The organism is Paraburkholderia atlantica (assembly GCF_000092885.1).
GTDB lineage: Bacteria > Pseudomonadota > Gammaproteobacteria > Burkholderiales > Burkholderiaceae > Paraburkholderia > Paraburkholderia atlantica.
In genome coordinates this window covers 1,593,601-1,614,963 of sequence record NC_014117.1, presented here as the reverse complement: position 1 = coordinate 1,614,963, position 21,363 = coordinate 1,593,601, and the positions used below count along the sequence as shown (strand labels likewise).

Genomic DNA, 21,363 nt, shown 5'->3' with positions numbered 1-21,363 from the left:
CGATTCGCGCCCATTCGCTCACGCCCGCAGCAGCGGCAGCGGCTCGAACCGCTGCTGCAGAATCGTCGATGCGTCCAACCCCCACCACGGCCCGAGCACCGTCGCATAAATGTGGCGAAAATCAACGCCAACAGGCAGGTTGCCATTTCCGTCGAGCCGCGCAAGCATCGGCGGCACGCCATACAAACCGCCCTTCACGCAACCACCCGTCACCAAGTGCGGCGCCACCGTGCCGTGATCGGTGCCGTTGCTCTCGTTCTCGCGCGGACGGCGCCCGAACTCCGCATACGTCATCACGAGCGTCTCTTGCCACCGGCCCAACTCGACGAGCGCGGCCTGCATCGCCACGATGCCTTCCGCCAACTGTTGAAGCAACGCGGCCTGCTGTCCAGACTGGTTCTGGTGTGTATCGAAACCGTTCAGCGTTAGCCGGATCACGGCCACGCCTTTTCCGCTCAACGGCTGCTCCGGTGGCGCGCGTCCGGCGGCGGTCACCTTCAGGGTGTCCGAAGCGGCCAGCACCTGCATCGCCGTTGTGATCGAACCGCCAAACGCGCCGCCCGGAAACGCGGTCTTCAACTGCGGCATCGGTGTCGCGACTCGCGAGGCCCTGACGAACTGCGTGCGATTGACCAGCGCGATCGCGCGCGCGCCATTTGCGAGCGGCCCCATCTCGGCGCTACCGATCACGACCCCGTCGGCCGCGAAACCGAAGGGCACCGGCCGCATCGCGAACGCGCGCGTGAGCCAGCCGTCGCGCAGATATTGATCGGAGCGCGACGCGGTATCCCAGATCTCGATCGAACGGAAATGCGACAGGTTTGGCTGCGCGTAGCTGACACCCTGCACGATTGCGAGTTGCCGGCTGCGCCACAACGGCATCAACGGCTGCAACGCGGGATGCAGCGCGGTGCGCTCGTCGAGCTGGATCATCTGTTCGCGTTTGATGCCAATGTTTTTGCGCAGCGTGTAGTACGCGGGATCGGCGAACGGGATCACGGTATTCAATCCGTCGTTGCCGCCTTTGAGTTCGATCAGGATCAGCAGATTGTCGTAACCGCGCCCCGGCACAACCGGCGCTTTCGACGCATCCCGCCGCTGCGCAGCCTTCGCATCCTCCGCGCCGATCGCGCGAGGCAACCACAGCGATGCGCCGGCGGCTACGCTCATCGACAGAAAGCTGCGTCGTTTCATGCTGCACCTCGTTGTGATCATGCAGGCGCGTGGTGTGCCGCCGCCCGCTGCATATGCGAGAGCCAAATCGCGATGTCAAAGCGTACGCCACTCTGGCCATTGCGCGCCATGACGCGCTGCAGCGGCGGGCTGCGCTAGCAGCTTCGAGCTGTTGATCAACGACGACGCGCCGCCAGCCATCCTTTGACGTTCCACGGATAGAACAGCTTCTCGCCAAGCGCGCGAATCGGCGCGGCGAACGGCGAGGTGCCGTCGAAGCCGACAGCGAATGCGGCCTGGTCCACCATGTCGTAGATGAACTCGCGCCAAAGCTTCACTGTGACGAACGTCACGGTCACGGACCGAGCAGGATATCGAGTACGTGGCAGCCATCGAGCGCGCCGGTTTGATCACGCACGGTCTTCTCGGCGCCGTCACGCTGATTCGCGCGCAGCACGTCACTGCATATCGGGATCTCAACAGCAGATTCAGCCGCGCCATCAATTCCGGATGCGGGCTTGGTCCTGCCTGACGCGAAGTGGTCGTGCCAGAAAAGCGTCATGGGTTCGGTGAGCGGCAAAGGTGTATTCAACACTTCGCGCACCCACCCTGCAGGTAATAGTTCGTAACGCTGTCCAATCAGCTTTTGTTGCTCGCGACGTTGATCCGGCCTCCATGTGATGCGCGCGGCACGCATTGGAATCGGCTAGAACACCCGGTCGGAAGGCGACGATTTCGCTTCGCTGCGGTACTCAACGCGCGACGCTCATCCCATACGTTGAAAAGGTTCGCCGACGCTGATCCGTTTCGCGTGAAATCTCGAGCGGATGCTAGCGACTCCACGGAGCAGCGGATCAGGAAGTTGACGCTGAAGATGCAACAGGATGGTTCACGCGACGATGCGCGCTGGGATTAACGTTTGTACAACTCGCGCACGGCGTCTTCGATATGCTGCCGCAACAGCCGACGCTCTTCGGGCGTCATATGCCCGTCACGGCGACGTTGATCGAGATCAGGGGGAACCGCGGTACGCAACATCACGTCTGAAGCAGGGCGATCGATGGTCGGGTTGCGGTGGGTGGCCTTGCCATTGCCGGAGCGGGGCGCATGCTCGCTCGCCGCTCTATCCGCGGACGGCTGCGCATGGGCGAGCGTCGGGCTCAGTGTGCCTGCGAGCGTACCGGCAACCGCCAGTGCAATCACGCTCAAGCGCACATTTGGCCAAACCCCTCCCTTCATGTTGTTCCCTTCGTGGCGCGGCAACCGGCTACCTCAGATGCGTATACAAACCCCGGTAACAGCCGGGTACGAGAGTTTTGTCGAGTGAAGTATCCACCGAACAGCCGCATTCAGTAAAGGAGTCTAAACGCGCATACTTTACGTCGCGCCACGCCGCGGGTAAATTTTGTAACCGACTGTAACCCCAGAAATGGTGTAACCGCGCACCACTTTCTAATCGCGCTAAGATGCCGACCATGGAAACCAAAAACCCTTCGAAAATCCTCGTCGTCGACGACGATCCACGCCTGCGCGATCTTCTGCGCCGCTACCTCGGCGAGCAGGGCTTCAACGTCTACGTCGCCGAAAATGCGCCGTCAATGAACAAGCTCTGGGTGCGCGAGCGCTTCGATCTGCTGGTGCTCGATCTGATGCTGCCCGGTGAGGACGGCCTGTCGATCTGCCGGCGTCTGCGCGGCAGCAACGACCGCACGCCGATCATCATGCTGACGGCCAAGGGAGAGGATGTCGATCGTATCGTCGGCCTCGAGATGGGTGCCGACGACTACCTGCCCAAGCCGTTCAATCCGCGCGAACTGGTCGCGCGCATTCACGCGGTGCTGCGTCGTCAGTCGCCGTCCGAGTTGCCGGGCGCGCCGTCCGAGACCACCGAGGTGTTCGAGTTCGGCGAGTTCGCGCTGAATCTCGCCACCCGCACGCTGACCAAGGCCGGCCAGGAAATTCCGCTTACCACCGGTGAATTCTCGGTGCTGAAGGTGTTCGCCCGTCATCCGCGTCAGCCGCTGTCGCGCGAAAAGCTGATGGAGCTCGCACGCGGCCGCGAATACGAAGTCTTCGACCGCAGCCTCGACGTGCAGATCTCGCGTCTGCGTAAGCTGATCGAGCCGGACCCGGGCAGCCCGCGCTTCATTCAGACCGTGTGGGGCCTTGGCTACGTGTTCATTCCCGACGGCGCAGCCTGAGTTTGTGCTCCGTTTTCATGTCGACCCGAGTAGGCGCTTTAGCTGTCGACCAGAGTTCGCGCTTCGGTGCGTCACCTGGTCCCATGCAAAGCACCTGCTTCGGTCCCATATAGTTTCTGTCTTTGACTCCAGATAAGAAGGGCCCATGCGGATCGACCGGCGCCTCCTGACGCTCGCGTTCGGCGGCCTTTTCTGGCGAACCTTTCTGCTGATCGCGCTGCTGATCGCAGTCAGTCTCGCCGCGTGGTTCCAGAGCTTTCGCGTGATCGAGCGGGAGCCGCGCGCGCAGCGTGTGGCTCTGCAACTCGTCGCGATCGTCAAACTCACGCGCACCGCACTCCTCTATTCCGATCCCGACCTGCGGCGCGCGCTGCTGCAGGATCTGGAGAGCAATGAAGGGGTGCGCGTGTACCCCCGCGAAGCCACCGACAAATACAAACTCCAGCCCGACGAATCGCTGAATCGACTGATCGAGCACGACATCCGCGGCCGTCTCGGCGACGACACCGTGATCGCGCAGAGCGTAAACGATATCAACGGCGTATGGATCAGCTTCAAGATCGACGACGACGATTACTGGGTCGCGCTCGACCGCGATCAGCTCGACAACGCGACCGGCCTGCAGTGGGCCGGCTGGGGCGTGTTCGCGCTCGCGCTGTCGCTGTTCGGCGCGGCGTTCATCACGAGTCTGGTGAACCGGCCTTTTGCGCGTCTCGCGATGGCGGCGCGCAGGGTCGGCTCGGGGCAATCTCCCGAGCCGCTGCCCGAGCGCGGCATGGGTGTCGCCGCCGAAACCAATCGAAGCTTCAACCAGATGGTGCGCGACCTCGAACAGCTCGAGGCCGATCGCGCACTGATGCTCGCGGGCATCTCGCACGATCTGCGCACGCCGCTCGCGCGGCTGCGACTCGAAACCGAAATGAGCCCGTCCGATCAGGCCACCAAGGACGCGATGGTCGACGACATCGAGCAGATGGACATGATCATCGGCCGCTTCCTCGACTATGCGCGTCCGGTGCAGCGCGTGCCGGAACCGGTCGACCTGTCGGTGATCGCGAGCGAGCTGGCCGCACGCATGCAAAGCGAGGACAGCATGCGGCTGATCACACGGCTCGCTCCGTCGGCGGTGATCGAGGCCGATGAAACCGACATGCGTCGGGTGGTCGGCAATCTGCTCGAGAACGCGCGCAAATATGGTCTCAGCGACGGCGACGGTGTGCCACACGTGATTCTCGAAACGCGCGTGTCGCATTCGCGCGTCGAACTGTCGGTGGTCGACGAAGGCCCCGGCATTCCCGAAGACCAGCTCGCGCTCGTCACGCGGCCGTTCTATCGCGTGAATTCGGCGCGCACCCAGGCCAACGGCACGGGCCTCGGCATGGCGATCGTGCAGCGGCTCGTCGCCCGTTATCGCGGCGCGCTGCGTCTGCGCAACCGCTCGCCCGGACCGGGGCTTGAAGTGACGATCGAGTTTCCGCTCGCGAAGAGCGCGTGAGCCGACGGCGCGCCGTCGTTATTCGAAGCACGCCGCTTTTTGCGACTTTCGAAGGAGCCTTTGAATGAAAACCGTTGGCGATAAACTCGAAGCGTTCACCGTCATTGCCGCCAAGCCAGGCTTCAACCATCACGAAGAACACGGCGTCTCGGCGTTCGAATACATCACCGATCAGTCGTTTCCAGGCAAGTGGAAAATCATCTACTTTTATCCGAAGGATTTTTCGCTGGTCTGCCCGACGGAAATCGTCGATTTCAGCAAGCTCGTCAAGGAGTTCGAGGACCGCGAGGCGGTGCTGCTCGGCGGCAGCGTCGACAATGAATATGTGAAGCTCGCGTGGCGCCGCGAGTACAAGGCGCTCGACAGGCTCAACCACTACTCGTTCGGCGACGTGAAAGGCGAGCTGATCGACCAGCTCGGCGTGCGCGACAAGGAAGCGGGTGTCGCGCTGCGCGCGACTTATATCATCGATCCGGACAACACGATCCAGCACGTGTCGGTCAACAACCTTTACGTGGGCCGTAATCCCGCAGAAGTGCTGCGCATCCTCGACGGCCTGCAAACGGAAGAGCTGTGTCCGAGCAATCGGACGATCGGCGGTGCGACGCTGTGAGCGGCACCGCCAGTCGCTCAAACAGAAGCCCGTTCAGCCCTTGACCAACAACACCGCGGCCTGTGCCTCGATGCCCTCCCCGCGGCCAAGATAGCCGAGCTTCTCGTTCGTCTTCGCTTTGACGTTCACGCGCTCGATCGGCAAGCCGAGGTCCGCCGCGATATTCGCGCGCATCCCTTCGATATGCGGCGCGAGCTTCGGCGCCTGCGCGATCACGCTGCTATCGACGTTGCCGATCGCAAAACCCGCCGCCTTCACGCGCGCCACGCATTCGCGCAACAGCACGCGGCTGTCGGCGCCGGCGAACTTCGCGTCGGTATCGGAGAAGTGGCGGCCGATATCGCCCAACGCGGCCGCGCCGAACAGCGCGTCGGTGATCGCGTGCAGCAACACGTCCGCGTCCGAGTGACCGAGCAGCCCGCGTTCGTACGGAATCGTCACGCCGCCGATGATCAACGCGCGTCCCGGCACCAGCGCATGCACGTCGTAGCCTTGCCCAATTCTGAAATCCATAAGCGTCACATCCTCAAGTGCTGAAGCTTTTAATGCTTCTTTAAAGCCTTTCCAAACCTTTCCATGGTGCAAACACGAAGTATCACGAACCGGCGGCGCGGCTCAGAATCGCCTCGGCCAGATCGAAATCTTCCGGATACGTGACCTTGAAGTTGCGCAAGCTGCCTTGCACGAGCTTCGGCGCATGGCCCGACCATTCGATCGCGCTCGCCTCGTCGGTCAGATCGTGGCCGTCGGCCTGCGCGCGCAGGATCGCCTCGCGCAGCATGCCGATGCGGAACATCTGCGGGGTCTGCGCCTGCCACAAGCCGTCGCGTGCCTCGGTACGGGCGATGCGGCCATCGGCCGACGCACGGTCGATACGCTTTAACGTATCGGCGACCGGCAACGCCATGATGCCGCCGACCGCGTCGTCCTTTAGCGAACCGATCAGCGTGCGGATCAGCGCCGGCGTGATGCCCGGGCGCGCCGCGTCGTGCACGAGTACCCAGTCGTCGTCGTGGGCGCCGAACTCGGCGAGCGCGTGCAGACCGTTGAGCACCGACGCCTGGCGCGATGCGCCGCCCACGCGCCGCACCGCGAAGCGCAGATTGCCGAAGCGGCGCGCGTCGAAGTGCTGGTCGTCGGGCGCGATGACGACTAGCGTCCGCGTGAATTCGCTGCACGCGTCGAACGCGGCGAGCGAGTAATGCAGCATGTCGCGGCCGGCGACAGTACGGTATTGCTTGGGCATCGCGGCGCCGGAACGGCTGCCGGTGCCCGCGCACGGGATCAGGGCGAAGAGACGGGAAGTCACGAGTGCGGATGCCGCCAGGTCAAAGTAAAGGACGGATTTTATAATACGTCCTTCGCATTCACGCCCGTGGACGCGTAAACTTGGCCGTCGTGTGAGCCTCGAGCCGCTTTCTCTCCTTTATGCCAGACATCGCCGCAACCTCGCAGTCCTCCTCGCCCGTCGCGCTCGTCAAGGCCGGCCAGCGTTTCGCCTTCGACGGCACGCGCGGTTCGTCCGACGCGTTGCTGATCGCCCGCTACCATCTCACCTACCGCGAGAAGATGCCGCTGCTGGCGGTGGTCTGCGAAAGCGCGGTCGACGCGCAGCGGCTGTCGCAGGAAATCGGCTTCTTCGCCCCCGACGCGCGCGTGCGCTTGCTGCCCGACTGGGAAACGCTGCCATACGACACGTTTTCGCCGCACCAGGACCTCGTGTCCGAGCGTCTCGCGACGCTGCACGATCTCGGCGAAGGCCGCTGTGACATCCTGCTCGTACCGGCCACGACGGCCCTGTACCGGATGCCGCCCGCGTCGTTCCTCGCCGCCTACACGTTCTCGTTCTCGCAAGGCGAGCGGCTCGACGAAGCGAAGCTGAAGGCGCAGCTGACGCTCGCCGGCTACGAGCACGTGAGCCAGGTCGTGCGTCCCGGCGAATACTGCGTGCGCGGCTCGCTGCTCGATCTGTTTCCGATGGGCTCGCCGCTGCCCTACCGCATCGACCTGTTCGACGATCAGGTCGACTCGATCCGCGCGTTCGACCCCGACACGCAGCGCAGCCTCTATCCGGTCAAGGACGTGCGTCTGCTGCCGGGCCGCGAATTCCCGTTCGATGAAGCCGCGCGCACCGCATTCCGCAGCCGCTGGCGCGAGACCTTCGAGGGCGATCCGAGCCGCGCGTCGATCTATAAAGACATCGGCAACGGCGTGCCGTCGGCGGGCATCGAATACTATCTGCCGCTGTTCTTCGAGGAAACGGCCACCCTCTTCCATTACCTGCCCGACGGTTCGCAGCTCGCGTTCGTCGGCGACCTGGACGCGGCGATCCGGCGCTTCACCAACGACACGAAACAGCGCTTCAACTTCCTGTCGCACGACCGCGACCGGCCGATTCTCGAACCGCAGACGCTGTTCCTGTCGGACGAGGATTTCTTTGCGTTCGCGAAGCCGTTCGCACGGCTCGTGCTGCCCAGCAACGGCGGCGGCGCCTGGTCGATCGCCTTGCCGAACCTCGCGATCGACCGTCACGCCGACGACCCTGTGTCGGCACTGCGCGCGTATCTGAGCACGACGCCGAACCGCGTGCTGTTCGCCGCCGAATCGGCGGGCCGTCGCGAGACGCTGCTGCAACTGCTCGCCGACAACCAGCTGAAGCCCGCCTCGGCCGACAGCTTCGCCGACTGGCTCAAGAGCGATGCGCCGTTCTCGCTCGGCGTCGCGCCGCTCGCGAACGGCTTTGCGGTGCCGGGCGACGGCATCGCGATCATCACCGAAACCGAACTGTACGGACCGCTCGCGCGCCGCGCGGGGCGCCGCCGCCAGGAACAGGCGAGCAACGTCGATTCGATGGTGCGCGATCTGTCCGAGTTGAAGGTGGGCGATCCGGTCGTCCATTCGCAGCACGGTATCGGCCGCTACATGGGTCTTGTGACGATGGACCTCGGCGAAGGCGAAACCGAGTTCCTGCACCTCGAATACGCTGGCGACAGCAAGCTCTACGTGCCGGTCGCGCAATTGCACGTGATCTCGCGCTATAGCGGCGCCGATCCGGAAAGCGCGCCGCTGCATTCGCTGGGTTCGGGCCAGTGGGAAAAGGCCAAACGCAAGGCCGCGCAGCAGATCCGCGATACGGCCGCCGAACTGCTGAACCTGTACGCGCGCCGTGCCGCCCGCGAAGGCCACGCGTTCGCGCTCGAACCGAAGGACTATGTGAAGTTCGCCGAGAGCTTCGGTTTCGAGGAGACGCCGGACCAGGCCGCCGCGATCGCGGCGGTGATCGGCGACATGACGGGCGGCAAGCCGATGGACCGGCTCGTGTGCGGCGACGTCGGCTTCGGCAAGACCGAGGTCGCGTTGCGCGCGGCGTTCATCGCGGTGATGGGCGGCAAGCAGGTCGCGCTGCTGTCGCCGACCACGCTGCTCGCCGAACAGCACACGCAAACCTTCAGTGACCGCTTCTCCGACTGGCCGGTGCGCATCGCCGAGCTGTCGCGCTTCAAGTCGACCAAGGAAGTTAACGCGGCAATCCAGCAGATCAACGAAGGTTCGGTCGACATCGTGATCGGCACGCACAAGCTGCTGTCGTCCGATGTGCAGTTCAAGCGGCTCGGGCTCGTGATCATCGACGAGGAGCATCGCTTCGGCGTGCGTCAGAAGGAAGCGCTGAAGGCGCTGCGCGCGGAAGTCGACGTGCTGACGCTGACCGCGACGCCGATTCCACGTACGCTCGGCATGGCGCTCGAAGGCCTGCGCGATTTCTCGGTGATCGCAACGGCGCCGCAAAAGCGCCTCGCGATCAAGACCTTCGTGCGGCGCGAGGAAGACAGTGTGATTCGCGAAGCGATGCTGCGCGAGTTGAAGCGCGGCGGCCAGGTCTACTTCCTGCACAACGAAGTCGAAACGATCGAGAATCGCCGGCAGATGCTCGAGGCACTCGTGCCCGAAGCGCGCATCGCGGTCGCGCACGGCCAGATGCACGAGCGCGAACTGGAACGCGTGATGCGCGACTTCGTCGCGCAGCGCGCGAACGTGCTGCTGTGCACGACGATCATCGAAACCGGCATCGACGTGCCGAGCGCGAACACGATCCTGATCCATCGTTCCGACAAGTTCGGTCTCGCGCAATTGCATCAGCTGCGTGGCCGCGTCGGCCGCTCGCATCACCAGGCGTATTCATATCTGCTCGTGCATGATCCGCAGGGGCTCACCAAGCAGGCGCAGCGACGGCTCGAAGCGATCCAGCAGATGGAGGAACTCGGCTCGGGCTTCTATCTCGCGATGCACGACCTCGAGATTCGCGGCACCGGCGAAGTGCTCGGCGACAAGCAGTCGGGCGAGATTCACGAGATCGGCTTCCAGCTTTATACCGACATGCTCAATGACGCGGTGAAGGCGCTCAAGAACGGCAAGGAACCGGACCTCACCGCGCCGCTCGCGGCGACCACCGAAATCAACCTGCATTCGCCGGCGATCCTGCCATCGGACTATTGCGGCGACGTGCAGGAACGTCTGTCGCTGTACAAGCGCCTCGCGAACTGCGAAAACAGCGATTCGATCGACGGCATCCAGGAGGAGCTGATCGACCGCTTCGGCAAGCTGCCGCCGCAGGCGCATGCGCTGGTGGAAACGCATCGTCTGCGGCTCGCCGCCAAGCCGCTCGGCATTTCGAAGATCGATGCCGGCGAAGCGGTGATCGGCCTGCAGTTCATCCCCAATCCGCCCATCGATGCGATGCGGATCATCGAGATGGTGCAGAAGCACAAGCACATCAAGCTCGCAGGTCAGGACAAGCTGCGCATCGAAACGCGCAGCCCGGATCTCGCGGTGCGCGTCGCGACCGTCAAGGAGACGTTGCGCGCGCTCGGTTCGCCGAGCCGCGGCACGGCGGCAGCGCCCGCGCGCTGAGGGTCGTGAAACAACAAAAAACGGGGGGACGTCCCCCCGTTTTTTTTGCATCGATGCTGCGCTGCGCCAACGCGCGCCCGGCATTTTGGCTCCCCTTGCCAAAATGCAATATGGGATATGATCGATAGATACAAAATGATGGAGTCATGTCATGTCCCACGTCGCTGAAACAGCGCAATCGTCGCAGTCGTCCGCCTCCTCCGCTTCTCCCGCTTCTCCGGTATCTCTGCCCTGGGTCACCCGTCTCGTGTCGATGGACACGGTGAGCCGCAATCCGAATCTCGGCCTGATCGAAACCGTGCGCGACGAACTGCGCGCGGTCGGTATCGACGCGACGCTGACGCACGGCAAAGGCGGCAAATGGGCGAACCTGTTCGCGACGATTCCCGCACACGATGGCGAAACGAACGGCGGCGTCGTACTGTCGGGCCACACGGACGTCGTGCCGGTGGATGGCCAGCAATGGGACAGCGATCCGTTCAAGCCCGAGATTCGCGGTGACAAGCTCTACGGCCGCGGCAGTTGCGACATGAAGGGCTTCATCGGCGCGGCGCTCGCGCTCGTGCCCGACATGCAACGCGCGAAGCTCGCGAAGCCGATCCACCTCGCGCTGTCGTTCGACGAGGAAGTCGGCTGCGTCGGCGCGCCGCTGATGATCGCCGATCTGATGAAGCGCGGCGTGAAGCCGGACGGCTGCATCGTCGGCGAGCCGACCAGCATGCGCCCGATCATCGCGCACAAGGGCATCAACGCGTATCAATGCTGCGTGCGCGGCCAGGCCGCGCATTCGTCGCTGACGCCGAAGGGCTTGAACGCGATCGAGTACGCGGCGCGCCTGATCTGCTACATCCGCGACATGGCCGACCAGTTCCGCGAGCAGGGCCCGTTCGACGAACTGTACGACGTGCCGTTCAGCACCGCGCAGACCAGCACGATCACGGGCGGCAACGCGATCAACACGGTGCCGGCCGAGTGCCAGTTCCAGTTCGAATTCCGCAATCTGCCGACGCTCGATCCCGAGCAGATCTTCGCGCGCATCGACAGCTACGCGCGCGACACGCTGCTGCCGAAAATGCTGCGCGAGCATCCGTCGGCCGCGATCGAGATCACGAAGATCGCCGCGGCGCCCGGACTCGATTCGTCTGAACAGGCCGCGATCACGCAACTCGTGCGCGCGCTGACGGCTGACCAGGACAAGCGCAAAGTCGCGTACGGCACCGAGGCCGGCCTCTTTTCGAACGCGGGGATTCCGAGCATCGTCTGCGGCCCCGGCGACATCCAGCAGGCGCACAAGGCGAACGAATTCGTCGAGCTCGCGCAGCTCGTCGCGTGCGAGCGCTTCCTGCGCAAGTTCATCCACAGCATGTCGGTCGGGGCCGCTTAGCCCGTCTCGTTGCAGCGGCGCGCAGCCGCGGTGAACCTGCGCGCCGCGCCACGGGTCTGATCGACATCGACGACTCCGGAGCGACCGCCATGTCCAGCGCCATGCAGCAGCACACGGATCACACGATCGACGGCGAGCCGATCCCCACGCTCGACGACATCGCCGCGCAGCACTTCGCATTGACGCCGTGGGTCGCGCGCACGCCGGTGTTCGACCGGCTCGACTTCTCGTCGCTGCGCGGCACCGTCGTCAATTTCAAGTTCGAGCTATTGCAGGCGGGCGGCAGCTTCAAGGCGCGCGGCGCCTTCACGAACCTGCTCGCGCTCGACGACGCGCAGAAGAGCGCGGGCGTCACCTGCGTGTCGGGCGGCAATCACGCGGTGGCCGTCGCGTATGCGGCGATGCGGCTCGGCGTCAGCGCGAAGGTCGTGCTGTTCAGCGCGGCGAATCCGGCGCGCGTCGCGTTGTGCCGTGACTATGGCGCCGACATCCTCTACGCGGAAGACCTCGCCGACGCGTTCGAACTGGTGCGCCGCATCGAGGCCGAGGAAGGCCGTTATTTCGTGCACCCGTTCAACGGTTATCGCACGGTGCTCGGCTCGGCGACGCTCGGCTACGAATGGGCGACGCAAACACCCGACCTCGAAGCGGTGATCGTGCCGATCGGCGGCGGCGGGCTCGCGGCCGGCGTCTCCACCGCGCTGCGGCTCGCGAATCCGAACATACACGTGTACGGTGTCGAACCCGAAGGCTCGGATGTGATGAGCAAGAGTTTTGCCGCCAACCATACGGTCAGAATGGGCCATATGCACAGCATCGCCGATTCGCTGATGTCGCCGCATACCGAGCAATACAGCTACGAGTTGTGCCGCCGCCATATCGATCGGCTCATCACGGTGTCCGACGATCAGTTGCGCGAAGCGATGCTGATCCTGTTCAATCAGCTGAAGCTCGCGGTCGAGCCGGCTTGCGCGGCCGCCACCGCCGCACTGCTCGGACCGTTGCGCGAACCGTTGCAAGGCAAACGCGTGGGCGTGCTGCTGTGCGGAGCCAATATCGACCCGGTCAGTTTTGCCGCGCATCTGGAGCGCGCGCGTCATAGCAAGTCACAGTTTCCTCATTAACGACGCACGGCGAATGCGCTTGTTGCATCGCGGCTAAAGCACTAGCCTATCCGCTTCAGGTTGGTATGATTCGGCTATTCATATCAGGGAGGTGATGTATGAGCATGATCCAGGAATTTAAAGAATTTGCGCTCAAAGGCAATGTGATGGATCTGGCCGTCGGTGTGATTATCGGCGGCGCATTTTCCACCATTGTCAATTCCGTGGTTAAAGACCTGATCATGCCGGTCGTCGGACTCGCTACCGGCGGCTTCGATTTCTCCAATCTGTTCGTTCGACTCGGCCATATTCCGGCAACCTACAAAGGCAACCCCGAATCGTATAAAGACCTGCAAACGGCCGGCGTGGCGGTATTCGGCTACGGTTCGTTCATTACCGCGACGATCAACTTCATCATTCTCGCGTTCATCATCTTTCTGATGGTCAAGTTCATCAACAAACTGCGCAAGGAGCCGCAAGCCGCGCCGGCGGAACCGCCGCCGACGCCGGAAGACGTGCTGCTGCTGCGCGAGATTCGCGATTCGCTGAAAAACCAGCCGCGTTAATTGTTAAATAAAGCTCGGTTTTAAACTCCTGAGCGCGTGAAATAAAAAGGCCTGGCTTACGCATCCTTTTGTGCCTTCAATTGCGCCGCGCTTTCGATCATCGCTTCGAGCTGGCCGAAATTGACAGGCTTCGTCAGATGCGAGTTGAAGCCCGCGCTCAAACAACGGCGCACGTCCTCGTCGGTGCCGAAGCCGGTCAACGCAACGGCTGGCACGTTGGAATGTTCGCGAAACGCCTCGATGAAATCGAGGCCGGTGCCATCGGGCAACCCGACATCGCTGACGACAAGATCGAACTTCTGCAACTGCGTCGCCGCAAGCGCATCGTCGATGCGCCCGACCACCGTCACCTGATGCCCCAAGCCGCGCATCAACTGGGCCATCACGTCCGCGGTATCGGCATGATCCTCGATCAGCAGCACCGTCAGCGAGCTCGCCGGCTGCACGGTGCTGGGCACGATGACCGGCGGCGCCGCGGCTGGCGCTGCTGCGGTCGGCAGCGTGATCGTGAAGGTCGCGCCGCAATGCGGACCGGGGCTCTGCGCAGTCACTGTGCCGCCGTGCACGTCGGTCAAAGCCTTCGTGATCGCAAGACCGAGACCCAGCCCGCCGAACTGCCGCGTCATGCTCTGGTCGCCCTGCTCGAACGCGTTGAACAGCTTGCCGATCTGTTCCGGCTCGATGCCGATGCCGGTGTCTTCGACCGAGATCTGGACCTGCATGCGTTCGTCGCGCGTGCGCACGTAGATATGGCCGCCGTCCGGCGTGAACTTCGCGGCATTGCGAATCAGGTTCCACAGCATCTGTTGCAGACGCGCGCGATCGGCGAGCACGTAGTGATGCGTCGCGCGCTTGTCGACGTGCACGTCCTGCTGCTTGACCTGGATTTCGCTGCGAAAGAGTTCGAGCACGCTGTCGATCACCTCATGTACGTCGACGGTTTCCAGCGACAGCCGCAGCTTGCCGTTCGCGACGCGCGTCAGATCGAGCAGATCGTCGATCAGCCGTGCCTCCAACTCGACGTTGCGGCGGATCATCCGCACGCTCGCACGCGCCTGCTCGGGTAGCTCGGGGATCATCTCGAGCACGCTCGCGCCCGCGAGCACTGGTGTGAGCGGCGTGCGCAATTCGTGCGACAGCATCGCGAGAAAACGGTCCTTCGCGCGATTCGCTTCTTCGGCGGCCTGGCGCGCGGCCTGCTCGGACTGGAGCAGCCGCTCGCGCTCCTCGATCGCCTCGCGCTGCGGGTGAATGTCGGTACAACTTCCGAACCATTTGCTGACCTTGCCTTCGGCATCGCGCACCGCGACCACGCGCATGTCGAACCAGCGGTACTCGCCATCGTGACGGCGAATCCGCATCTCGTGCCGATAGTCGCCGTCGCGGCTCGCCACGGCTTTGAGCCAGCTTTGCCGGATCTGCTCGCGATCGTCGGGATGCACGGCGTCGAGCCACGCGAGACCATGCGAGCCATGTTCGGGCAAGCCCGTGTAGTCGTACCATTGCTTCGACAGGAAGTCGCAGTCGCCGGCCGCGTCGCAGGTCACTACCAGATGCGGCAACGTCTCCGACAACGTGCGGTAATGCAGTTCGCGATCGCGCAGCAGCAGCGCCTCGTCGGACGCGCGTTGCAGCCGCACCTGCGACAACACGCGCTCCACGGCCTCCGGCAGATAGTCGAGATAGTCACCGGACTTCGGCACCACGTCGGACACGCCCGCGCGCAGCGCTTCGATCACGCGCGATTCGTCGGTGAAGCCGGTCACGAGGATCGCAGGAATGCGCACGCCCTCGGCGCGCAGACGCCGGAAGAAATCGAGCCCGGTCTCCGGCCCGTTCAACTGATAGTCGAGCACCAGCAGGTCGAGGCCGCCGTTCGCGAGGCGCTCGCGGGCCGCCTCGACACCGCCGCAAATCGCCACCCGGCAGCCGGCGCGTTCCAGCGACTTGCGCGCGAGCCGCAAGATGCCCTCGTCGTCATCGACGACGAGCACATAAGCGGCGTGCGGCGCGGACACTTCTTCGGTCATGCAGATGCTCTCTCTGGCTCAGTACGGTGTTCATCTTGTCACGAACGGCTTTCGGACTGCTTCAGCGCGGCGCGAGGCGATGCCCCGGCGGCAGCTTGACCACTTGCAGGAACAGGCCGAGCCTGCGCACGGCCTCGATAAACGCATCGTATTCGACCGGCTTGCAGATATAGACGTTGCAACCGAGTTCGTAGCAGCGCGCGATTTCGCGCGGATCGTCAGTCGTGGTCAACACGATCACGGGCACCGCGGCGGTCTCAGGGGCTTCCTTCAGACGCCGTAACACCTCGAAGCCGTCGACGCGCGGCATCTTCAGATCCAGCAGCACGACGAAATTCGCCAGGTTCTCGCGCGGCGGATACGGGTGGCAGTCGGCGTCGGCCAGTGGCTGCGCGCGCGCCGGGTCGAAGAAGTAATCGAGCGCCTGCTGGCCGTCGCGAAAGCGCACGAAGCCGTTCGATATGCCGGCGCGGCGCAGATTGCGCTCGACGAGCGTAGTGTGGCCGTCGTCGTCTTCGATCAGAACGATGCTGACCGTTTGCGCGTGATTCATAGGCTCTCCGTGCCAACGATTCGTCATCCATGCCCGCGCCGGCATGCGCGGCGTTCAGAAGCGCACCGGCTGCTCGGGCAGCACCACGAAAAAGGTCGAGCCGGCGCCTTCGGCCGATTCGACCCAGACCCGCCCGCCGTGCCGCTCGACCGTGCGCCGCACCACCGCGAGGCCGATTCCGTCGCCGCTCGCGACGTCAGCATGCAGGCGCTGGAACGCGCGAAACACCTTCGATAGATATGCGGCCGGAATGCCGAGCCCGTTATCGCGGACGTAATAGGTGCGCATACGGACCGCGCGCGGCTCGCTGTCGTCGACGGGTTCGGGCGCCAGCGCGCCGACCTCGATGCGCCCGCTGCGTGTCGGATCGAGAAAAGTCAGCGCATTGCCGATCAGGTTGCTGAAGATCTGCTCGACCGCCGCCGGATCGCCCCAAGCGGGCGGCAGCTCGCGCACCGTGACGCTCGCGGCGCGTTGGTCGATCGTGCCTTGCAGCCCATCGACGACCCGCGCCACCGCGCGCCCGACGCTGACCCGTTGCCACTGGTATTCGAGCCGTCCCGCGCGCGAGATGCGCAACAGCGCGTCGATGATCGCCGCTGCGCGCGCGACCGCGGTGCGCAAATAGTGCAACGACTCGCGCACGTCGCCATCGAGAATCTGCGTCATGCGCCGCGCTTCGTTGTCCGGCAATCGAGCCTGCCCGACGAGGCCGTCGAGCTCGTCGCACGACACGTGCAGCTCCCTCGAAAACCCTTGCAGATTGACGAGCGGCGAGCGCAGATCATGCGACACGCTGTAGATGAACATCTCGTTGTCCTGCGTTTCCTGGCGCAATTCCTCATTGACGGCCGCCAGTTCGCGCGCGCGTGATTCGAGTTCCGTCTTCAGGGCCTGCTGCCCGGCTTCCGCCTCGCGCAGACGCGCATCGGTCTGATGCAGCACGGCGTCGAGCGCGGCGATTTCGTCGCTGCCCGACAACGGCGCCGCGAGCGGCCGGCCGCTGCCAAGCCGCTCGGCGTTATCGGTCAGCACTTCGAGGCGCTGGCCGATGCCGCGCGCGAACACGAAGGCGGTGACCGCCCAGATCAGCATCGAGCCGAACGCCGCTGCGATCAGCGCGCGCTGCTGAAGCTCGCGACGCTCGCCGAGCGCGCTCGAGCGCTCGACATCGAGTACCGACGCCGCCGCGTCGAACTGAGCCAACTCCTCGCGGAACACGGCGATCTGCTCCGGCAACTCGCCGGTTTCGAGCGAGATATAGGAGCGTAGACTGCGGCCCTCGTGCAAGGCCCGCGAGATCGCGACACTCTGTTCCCGATACGCGTCGATCGCGCGCCGCATGCTGTGTACGCGCTCGGCCTGGGCCGGCGTTTCGGCGACGAGCGCATCGAGCTTCGCGAGCCGGTCGTTCAGCTCGACCCACACCGCGTGGCGGTCGATCAGCGACGCGTCGCCCGTCACCATCGCGGTGCGCACGCGCGCGGCCTGACGCAGCAGCGGATCGACGATGGCCGACGACTGGTAGAGGATCTGCTTACTGTTGTCGACCCATCGCGCGGCCTGCGCGGTGCGCTCCTGGGTATCGAAGACGACTCCGAGCAGCGCGAGTTCGACCACGCTCGGTATCGCGATCAGCAGCAGGCCTTTGGTGAATAGTTTCATGGTTCCGTCAGGGCGTTCAGGCTGTGGTTCAGGCTGTCACTCGAACGGCGGGGCTCGCGCACACCGGTTGCGCCCTGTAAGGCGGGCGCCGCGCGGCCGGACGGGCCATTATCGACGTGAACCGGAGATATTTCAACGGCGCGCCTGCAAGCGCTCGACCACACAAAAATGACTTTTTTATTGGGATGGGATGTTTTTTCGGCGCCGCCTGCGTCTATGATGGAGACAAGGTGTGCTGGGATGCGAATGCGCGCGGCGAGGCGGTTCGGCATGATTCGTGCGGGAGCGGTGGAGCGATGCAGCAGCGTCGAATCATCGTGAATCCGGCCTTGTCGTATGCTATAAAAGATCGACGTGCGGCGCGCGAAAGCCGGGAGTGGTCGCATGAGGACGCAGCGTTTCTTGCAATTCTTTTTCAGGCGAATTTTTATGTCCTTCCCGAAAAAGCGTAGACGCGCGAAGGTGGACGGCGACGAGTCGTTCCTCGCGGTTCTGCGGCATTTCAAGCCGTTCGGTCAACTCGACACCAAGATTGCGCGGGCTCGCGCGCAGGACGAACCGGTGCTCTATGCACACGTGCTGCCCGGACTCGACGTGCTTCTATGCAGTGTGCGCGGCGCGCAGCCGCCCTACCCCGCACCAGCCGAATTGCGGCGGCGCTGCATCGAATCCATTACCAACGCACTGGAGCAACCGCTCGATGGCCTCGAGAACGGCGGCTACTGGTACGAAGCCGACGGCTTCGGCTTCCTCGTGTTCGCGAGTCGTGCGCGCGGCAAGATTCTGACGGAGTTCGGCGCGACGCGGATCGGTACTCGCCGCGGCGTGCGTCGCCAGGATGCGTCGGGCGATGCAACACCGCGCTCGCTCAGATAGGCCAATCAGATACCCTGAAGTTCAGGGTTACTGACAGGTCGTTTCGTCGTCATTCCTCCGCGCTTTCGACAGCCAATGTCGTCACGCATCGCTGGCGTCTTCGTCGGCGCGGCGCTGCTTTCTGAGTGCTTGATTGAAACGCTGGCCTTGACGGCGAGCGCGCGCAGTGCCGCGCGCGGCATTCGGCCATTCATTCGGCCATCGCATCATCGACGCGCTCGCGCGCGGGCGGCACGCTGATCAGCCACAGAAAGATCACGCACAGGCCGCCGCCGAGGCCCCAGTTCAACCAGTCCACCGGCAAGCCCGACAACATCTGCTGCCCTTGTATTCGGCCGCGCTCGCCGGCGACTGTGTCGCGGGCTTGCGATCGCGATCCGTCGCGGCCGGCGCCGACGCACCGCCCGAGGACTTGTTGACCGGCGCGCCCTCCAGCGACATCGGCGCCTTCGGCTGTTGCTTCACGCCCGGCGGCGGCGCCTTCGGCATCTGCCGCACCTGCGCGAGCAATTGGGTGCACGGCAGCGGCTTGTTGTTGCTCGGCGCAAGCAGCGGAATCAGCGCCGCGAACGGATTGATCAGCCCGAGCCCGACCGCCGCGCCGCCGCGCAATGCAAGCGCGGCCGCATTGACGCCGACGTGCGGGTCCTTGAAGGTGCCCTTCACGTACAGCGGCGAGCGCAGCGAAAAGACCCGGAAGCCCTTCGTATGCGGATGTACGCCGAGGTCCATCGTTTCGTCGCGCAGATTGATGTGACCGTCGATGTTGATCACCGCGTCGTCGGTATCGAGCGCGAACACGCGCGCTTCGAGCACGCCGTCGGTCGCGACGAAATTGGCGGCCGCGCAGTTGATCTTCACGTCGCGATTGCCGAACAGCTTTTCATAGACGACGTTCGCGACATTCAGGCCGGCCGCCTCCATCAGCAGACGGCTCACGGTGCCCTCGGTCACCAGCGCCTTCAACTCGCCGTTCGAGGTCGCGGCAAGCGCCGCCGGTGAATTGCCGGTCGCCGACAGCGACGCGTCGCCGTTGATCTCGCCGAGCGCGCTCTGCATCGTCTTGAAGTTCGGGAACAGTTGCTTGAGCTTCAGATGCCGCGCCGACATCGCGAAGCGCCCCTTCAACGGCGCCCCGCTGCCATCGAGATGAATGTCCGACGCGAGCGAGCCGCCCGCCACGCCGAACTTCAGCGGCACGAGCGACAGCACGCCGTCGGTCATCACGACGTGCGTGTACAGATCCGTGATCGGCAGGTTCGAGTTCTTGATGATGCGCCGGCCGGTGAACTTGACGTCGGCGTCGATCGCCTTCCAGCGGTCGGTGCGGAACTCCTCGACCGGTAGCGCGCGGTTGCTCGGCTGTGCGGCCGCGTCGCCGCGCTTCGCCTTGCTCGCCTTCGAATCGGCGCCGATCACCGGCGCGAGATCCGAGAACTGCAACAGATGCGACTCCAGTTCGCCTTGCAGCAGCGGACGCGGCTTGCGCCCGGTATAGGTCAACGAACCGTTCAGATCGCTGCCGCCGACCCGGCCTGTAAAGTTTTCATACGTGAACACGTTGCCGCTCGATTTGAAGTTACCGATCAGATGACCCTCGGTCGCGTATGGCGGGGTCTCGGGCAGGGTCACGCCGGTCAGCGAATAAAGCCGCGCCATGCTATTGCCCTGCAACCAGAGACGCAGATCGAGCGCCGCGAGATGCGCCGGATCGGTAACCGTGCCGACGAAGGCGATATGCAGGTCGCCGGCCTTGACGTCGGCCTGCACCGGGAACGGCCGGTTCGCGTCCTGCAGCGCGAGCACGCCGCCGAGCTTGCCGCTGCCCGACACCGGCGTGCGGTTGTACGTGCCCTTGACGGTCCAGGCGATCGCATAGAGCGGCGTAGCACGCGGCGCGCCAGGTGCGGTGCCGCTTGCGGCCGAGACGGCAACGGCCGTGCTGGCGCTCTCGCTGGCGGCTGCACCCGGTGCGGCGGGGCCGCTGGTCGCTAGTGCGCCGGAAGTCGCGGACGGGCCTGCCGTTGCAGCCGGGCCGGAGGCTGCCAGCGCCTGTGCCCGGGTCGCCGCTCCGGAAGCCCCCTGCGCTTCCGAGGCCGCCTGCGCCTCGGCCTGGGCGGCGAGCTTGCTCGCGCCCGTACGGCCGACCGCCTGCGCCGACGCGCTGCGCGAGGCCGCCTCCTGCTGCTTCAACGCGTCGCCGAGCGGGATCGGCTGCCCGAGCGTATCGACGACCATCTGCACCTCGACCTTCTTTTGCTGATCCGACAGCGTGATATTGCCCTTCGCGAACGCGATATCGTGCAGATCGAGCTTCCACTCGGATGGCCCGCTCGACGACGGCAATTTGAAGGTCCAGTTATTGCGTCCATCGACAAGACGTTCGAGATCCACCGACGGGTTCACGAGATTGATGGCCGGAATCACGATGTCGTGCGTGAGCAGCGGCAGCACTTCGACCTCGAAGTCGATTTCGTCGAGCGTCGCGAATTGCGGCTGTTTGGCCCAGTCGGGATTGCCGATCGTAATGTTGGCCGCCGAAAAGCGCGGCCACGGCACCCAGCCGCGCCAGCCCGTTTCGCCGACCGCATGCCGCCAGCCCACCTTCAGGTCGCCGTTGATCGCGAAGGGCCGGCCGATCGCCTGGCTGACCTTGTCGTCGATGTAAGGCCGCGCGCGGTTCCAGTCGAAGGTCAGCACGAAGATGACGAGCGCGACGATCAGGACGACGAGGACCGCTAGCAGCCATGCAAAAATTTTCCCGACCCGTCGTCCGATGCTGCTCGACACTTCCAT

At 64.4% G+C, this 21,363-nt stretch carries 19 protein-coding genes; 8 read left to right on the top strand and 11 right to left on the bottom strand.

All coding sequences use genetic code 11. The features are described from left to right. Window positions 1-18: 18 nt before the first annotated feature. The 4 genes from BC1002_RS07185 to BC1002_RS07170 form a co-directional block, all read right to left on the bottom strand. The gene (locus BC1002_RS07185; RefSeq protein ID WP_013089395.1) at window positions 19-1,194 is read right to left on the bottom strand and encodes a DUF1501 domain-containing protein; all 1,176 of its coding nucleotides are present in this window, start codon (window positions 1,192-1,194) and stop codon (window positions 19-21) included. A gap of 155 nt (window positions 1,195-1,349) precedes the next feature. Continuing rightward, complete coding sequence (locus tag BC1002_RS07180; protein WP_157874655.1) at window positions 1,350-1,526, bottom strand: hypothetical protein; 177 nt, start codon at window positions 1,524-1,526, stop codon at window positions 1,350-1,352. Between the two features lie 2 nt (window positions 1,527-1,528). After that, a complete protein-coding gene (locus BC1002_RS37645) occupies window positions 1,529-1,870 on the bottom strand; it encodes a DUF1800 family protein (protein WP_157874654.1) in 342 nt (113 codons plus the stop codon). A gap of 215 nt (window positions 1,871-2,085) precedes the next feature. Then, on the bottom strand, window positions 2,086-2,412 hold the full coding sequence (locus BC1002_RS07170; RefSeq protein WP_041734616.1) for a hypothetical protein: 327 nt from the start codon (window positions 2,410-2,412) through the stop codon (window positions 2,086-2,088). 227 nt (window positions 2,413-2,639) lie between these two features. Here BC1002_RS07170 and ompR point away from each other — a divergent pair, with 227 nt between their 5' ends. From ompR to BC1002_RS07155, 3 genes are all read left to right on the top strand, one after another. After that, on the top strand, window positions 2,640-3,374 hold the full coding sequence (gene ompR, locus BC1002_RS07165) for an osmolarity response regulator transcription factor OmpR (RefSeq protein WP_006048917.1): 735 nt from the start codon (window positions 2,640-2,642) through the stop codon (window positions 3,372-3,374). 145 nt (window positions 3,375-3,519) lie between these two features. Beyond that, a complete protein-coding gene (locus BC1002_RS07160) occupies window positions 3,520-4,869 on the top strand; it encodes an ATP-binding protein (RefSeq protein ID WP_013089393.1) in 1,350 nt (449 codons plus the stop codon). 64 nt (window positions 4,870-4,933) lie between these two features. Beyond that, window positions 4,934-5,482 carry a peroxiredoxin gene (locus BC1002_RS07155; protein WP_013089392.1) on the top strand — a complete coding sequence of 183 codons (549 nt, stop codon included), beginning with the start codon at window positions 4,934-4,936 and terminating at the stop codon, window positions 5,480-5,482. Between the two features lie 33 nt (window positions 5,483-5,515). Here BC1002_RS07155 and ispF read toward each other — a convergent pair whose 3' ends face one another. Both ispF and ispD read right to left on the bottom strand, forming a co-directional pair. Further along, a complete protein-coding gene (gene ispF / locus BC1002_RS07150; RefSeq protein ID WP_013089391.1) occupies window positions 5,516-5,995 on the bottom strand; it encodes a 2-C-methyl-D-erythritol 2,4-cyclodiphosphate synthase in 480 nt (159 codons plus the stop codon). Window positions 5,996-6,077: 82 nt separating this feature from the next. Beyond that, on the bottom strand, window positions 6,078-6,791 hold the full coding sequence (gene ispD, locus BC1002_RS07145) for a 2-C-methyl-D-erythritol 4-phosphate cytidylyltransferase (protein WP_013089390.1): 714 nt from the start codon (window positions 6,789-6,791) through the stop codon (window positions 6,078-6,080). Between the two features lie 119 nt (window positions 6,792-6,910). Here ispD and mfd point away from each other — a divergent pair, with 119 nt between their 5' ends. From mfd to mscL, 4 genes are all read left to right on the top strand, one after another. Further along, window positions 6,911-10,390 (top strand): transcription-repair coupling factor, encoded by a 3,480-nt coding sequence (gene mfd, locus BC1002_RS07140; RefSeq protein WP_013089389.1) that lies wholly within the window; start codon window positions 6,911-6,913, stop codon window positions 10,388-10,390. Between the two features lie 151 nt (window positions 10,391-10,541). Further along, window positions 10,542-11,774 carry an acetylornithine deacetylase gene (argE, locus tag BC1002_RS07135; RefSeq protein WP_013089388.1) on the top strand — a complete coding sequence of 411 codons (1,233 nt, stop codon included), beginning with the start codon at window positions 10,542-10,544 and terminating at the stop codon, window positions 11,772-11,774. Between the two features lie 89 nt (window positions 11,775-11,863). Further along, window positions 11,864-12,898: a threonine/serine dehydratase family protein gene (locus BC1002_RS07130; RefSeq protein ID WP_013089387.1), complete on the top strand. Its 1,035-nt coding sequence runs from the start codon at window positions 11,864-11,866 to the stop codon at window positions 12,896-12,898. 98 nt (window positions 12,899-12,996) lie between these two features. Next, entirely contained in the window at window positions 12,997-13,443 is a 447-nt protein-coding gene (gene mscL / locus BC1002_RS07125; RefSeq protein WP_013089386.1) for a large conductance mechanosensitive channel protein MscL, read from the top strand. A gap of 56 nt (window positions 13,444-13,499) precedes the next feature. On the opposite strand, the gene BC1002_RS07120 is transcribed toward mscL, so the two are convergent. From BC1002_RS07120 to BC1002_RS37640, 4 genes are all read right to left on the bottom strand, one after another. After that, the gene (locus tag BC1002_RS07120) at window positions 13,500-15,473 is read right to left on the bottom strand and encodes a hybrid sensor histidine kinase/response regulator (protein ID WP_013089385.1); all 1,974 of its coding nucleotides are present in this window, start codon (window positions 15,471-15,473) and stop codon (window positions 13,500-13,502) included. A 61-nt stretch (window positions 15,474-15,534) separates the two neighbouring features. Then, window positions 15,535-16,026, bottom strand: coding sequence for a response regulator (locus tag BC1002_RS07115; RefSeq protein WP_013089384.1), 492 nt, complete (start codon window positions 16,024-16,026; stop codon window positions 15,535-15,537). Window positions 16,027-16,080: 54 nt separating this feature from the next. Then, window positions 16,081-17,691 carry a sensor histidine kinase gene (locus BC1002_RS07110; RefSeq protein WP_013089383.1) on the bottom strand — a complete coding sequence of 537 codons (1,611 nt, stop codon included), beginning with the start codon at window positions 17,689-17,691 and terminating at the stop codon, window positions 16,081-16,083. Further along, complete coding sequence (locus BC1002_RS37640; RefSeq protein ID WP_157874653.1) at window positions 17,688-18,077, bottom strand: hypothetical protein; 390 nt, start codon at window positions 18,075-18,077, stop codon at window positions 17,688-17,690. The genes BC1002_RS07110 and BC1002_RS37640 overlap by 4 nt, the downstream gene beginning before the upstream one ends. Here BC1002_RS37640 and BC1002_RS07105 point away from each other — a divergent pair. Further along, window positions 18,076-18,567, top strand: a complete 492-nt coding sequence (locus BC1002_RS07105; RefSeq protein WP_013089382.1) for a hypothetical protein — start codon at window positions 18,076-18,078, stop codon at window positions 18,565-18,567. The genes BC1002_RS37640 and BC1002_RS07105 overlap by 2 nt on opposite strands. Window positions 18,568-18,852: 285 nt before the next feature. Here the strand turns inward: BC1002_RS07105 and BC1002_RS07100 are convergent, their stop codons facing one another. Continuing rightward, a complete protein-coding gene (locus tag BC1002_RS07100) occupies window positions 18,853-21,363 on the bottom strand; it encodes an AsmA family protein (RefSeq protein WP_013089380.1) in 2,511 nt (836 codons plus the stop codon).

Coding starts and splice junctions, on each gene's coding strand:
- BC1002_RS37645 (WP_157874654.1), bottom strand. CDS start 1,870: ATGCGTGCCGCGCGCATCACATGGAGGCCGGATCAACGTCGCGAGCAA.
- ispF (WP_013089391.1), bottom strand. CDS start 5,995: ATGGATTTCAGAATTGGGCAAGGCTACGACGTGCATGCGCTGGTGCCG.
- BC1002_RS07155 (WP_013089392.1), top strand. CDS start 4,934: ATGAAAACCGTTGGCGATAAACTCGAAGCGTTCACCGTCATTGCCGCC.
- mfd (WP_013089389.1), top strand. CDS start 6,911: ATGCCAGACATCGCCGCAACCTCGCAGTCCTCCTCGCCCGTCGCGCTC.
- BC1002_RS07110 (WP_013089383.1), bottom strand. CDS start 17,691: ATGAAACTATTCACCAAAGGCCTGCTGCTGATCGCGATACCGAGCGTG.
- mscL (WP_013089386.1), top strand. CDS start 12,997: ATGAGCATGATCCAGGAATTTAAAGAATTTGCGCTCAAAGGCAATGTG.
- BC1002_RS37640 (WP_157874653.1), bottom strand. CDS start 18,077: ATGCGACCACTCCCGGCTTTCGCGCGCCGCACGTCGATCTTTTATAGC.
- BC1002_RS07185 (WP_013089395.1), bottom strand. CDS start 1,194: ATGAAACGACGCAGCTTTCTGTCGATGAGCGTAGCCGCCGGCGCATCG.
- BC1002_RS07115 (WP_013089384.1), bottom strand. CDS start 16,026: ATGAATCACGCGCAAACGGTCAGCATCGTTCTGATCGAAGACGACGAC.
- BC1002_RS07130 (WP_013089387.1), top strand. CDS start 11,864: ATGTCCAGCGCCATGCAGCAGCACACGGATCACACGATCGACGGCGAG.
- BC1002_RS07160 (WP_013089393.1), top strand. CDS start 3,520: ATGCGGATCGACCGGCGCCTCCTGACGCTCGCGTTCGGCGGCCTTTTC.
- argE (WP_013089388.1), top strand. CDS start 10,542: ATGTCCCACGTCGCTGAAACAGCGCAATCGTCGCAGTCGTCCGCCTCC.
- BC1002_RS07105 (WP_013089382.1), top strand. CDS start 18,076: ATGAGGACGCAGCGTTTCTTGCAATTCTTTTTCAGGCGAATTTTTATG.
- BC1002_RS07100 (WP_013089380.1), bottom strand. CDS start 21,363: ATGGAAGTGTCGAGCAGCATCGGACGACGGGTCGGGAAAATTTTTGCA.
- ompR (WP_006048917.1), top strand. CDS start 2,640: ATGCCGACCATGGAAACCAAAAACCCTTCGAAAATCCTCGTCGTCGAC.
- BC1002_RS07120 (WP_013089385.1), bottom strand. CDS start 15,473: ATGACCGAAGAAGTGTCCGCGCCGCACGCCGCTTATGTGCTCGTCGTC.
- BC1002_RS07170 (WP_041734616.1), bottom strand. CDS start 2,412: ATGAAGGGAGGGGTTTGGCCAAATGTGCGCTTGAGCGTGATTGCACTG.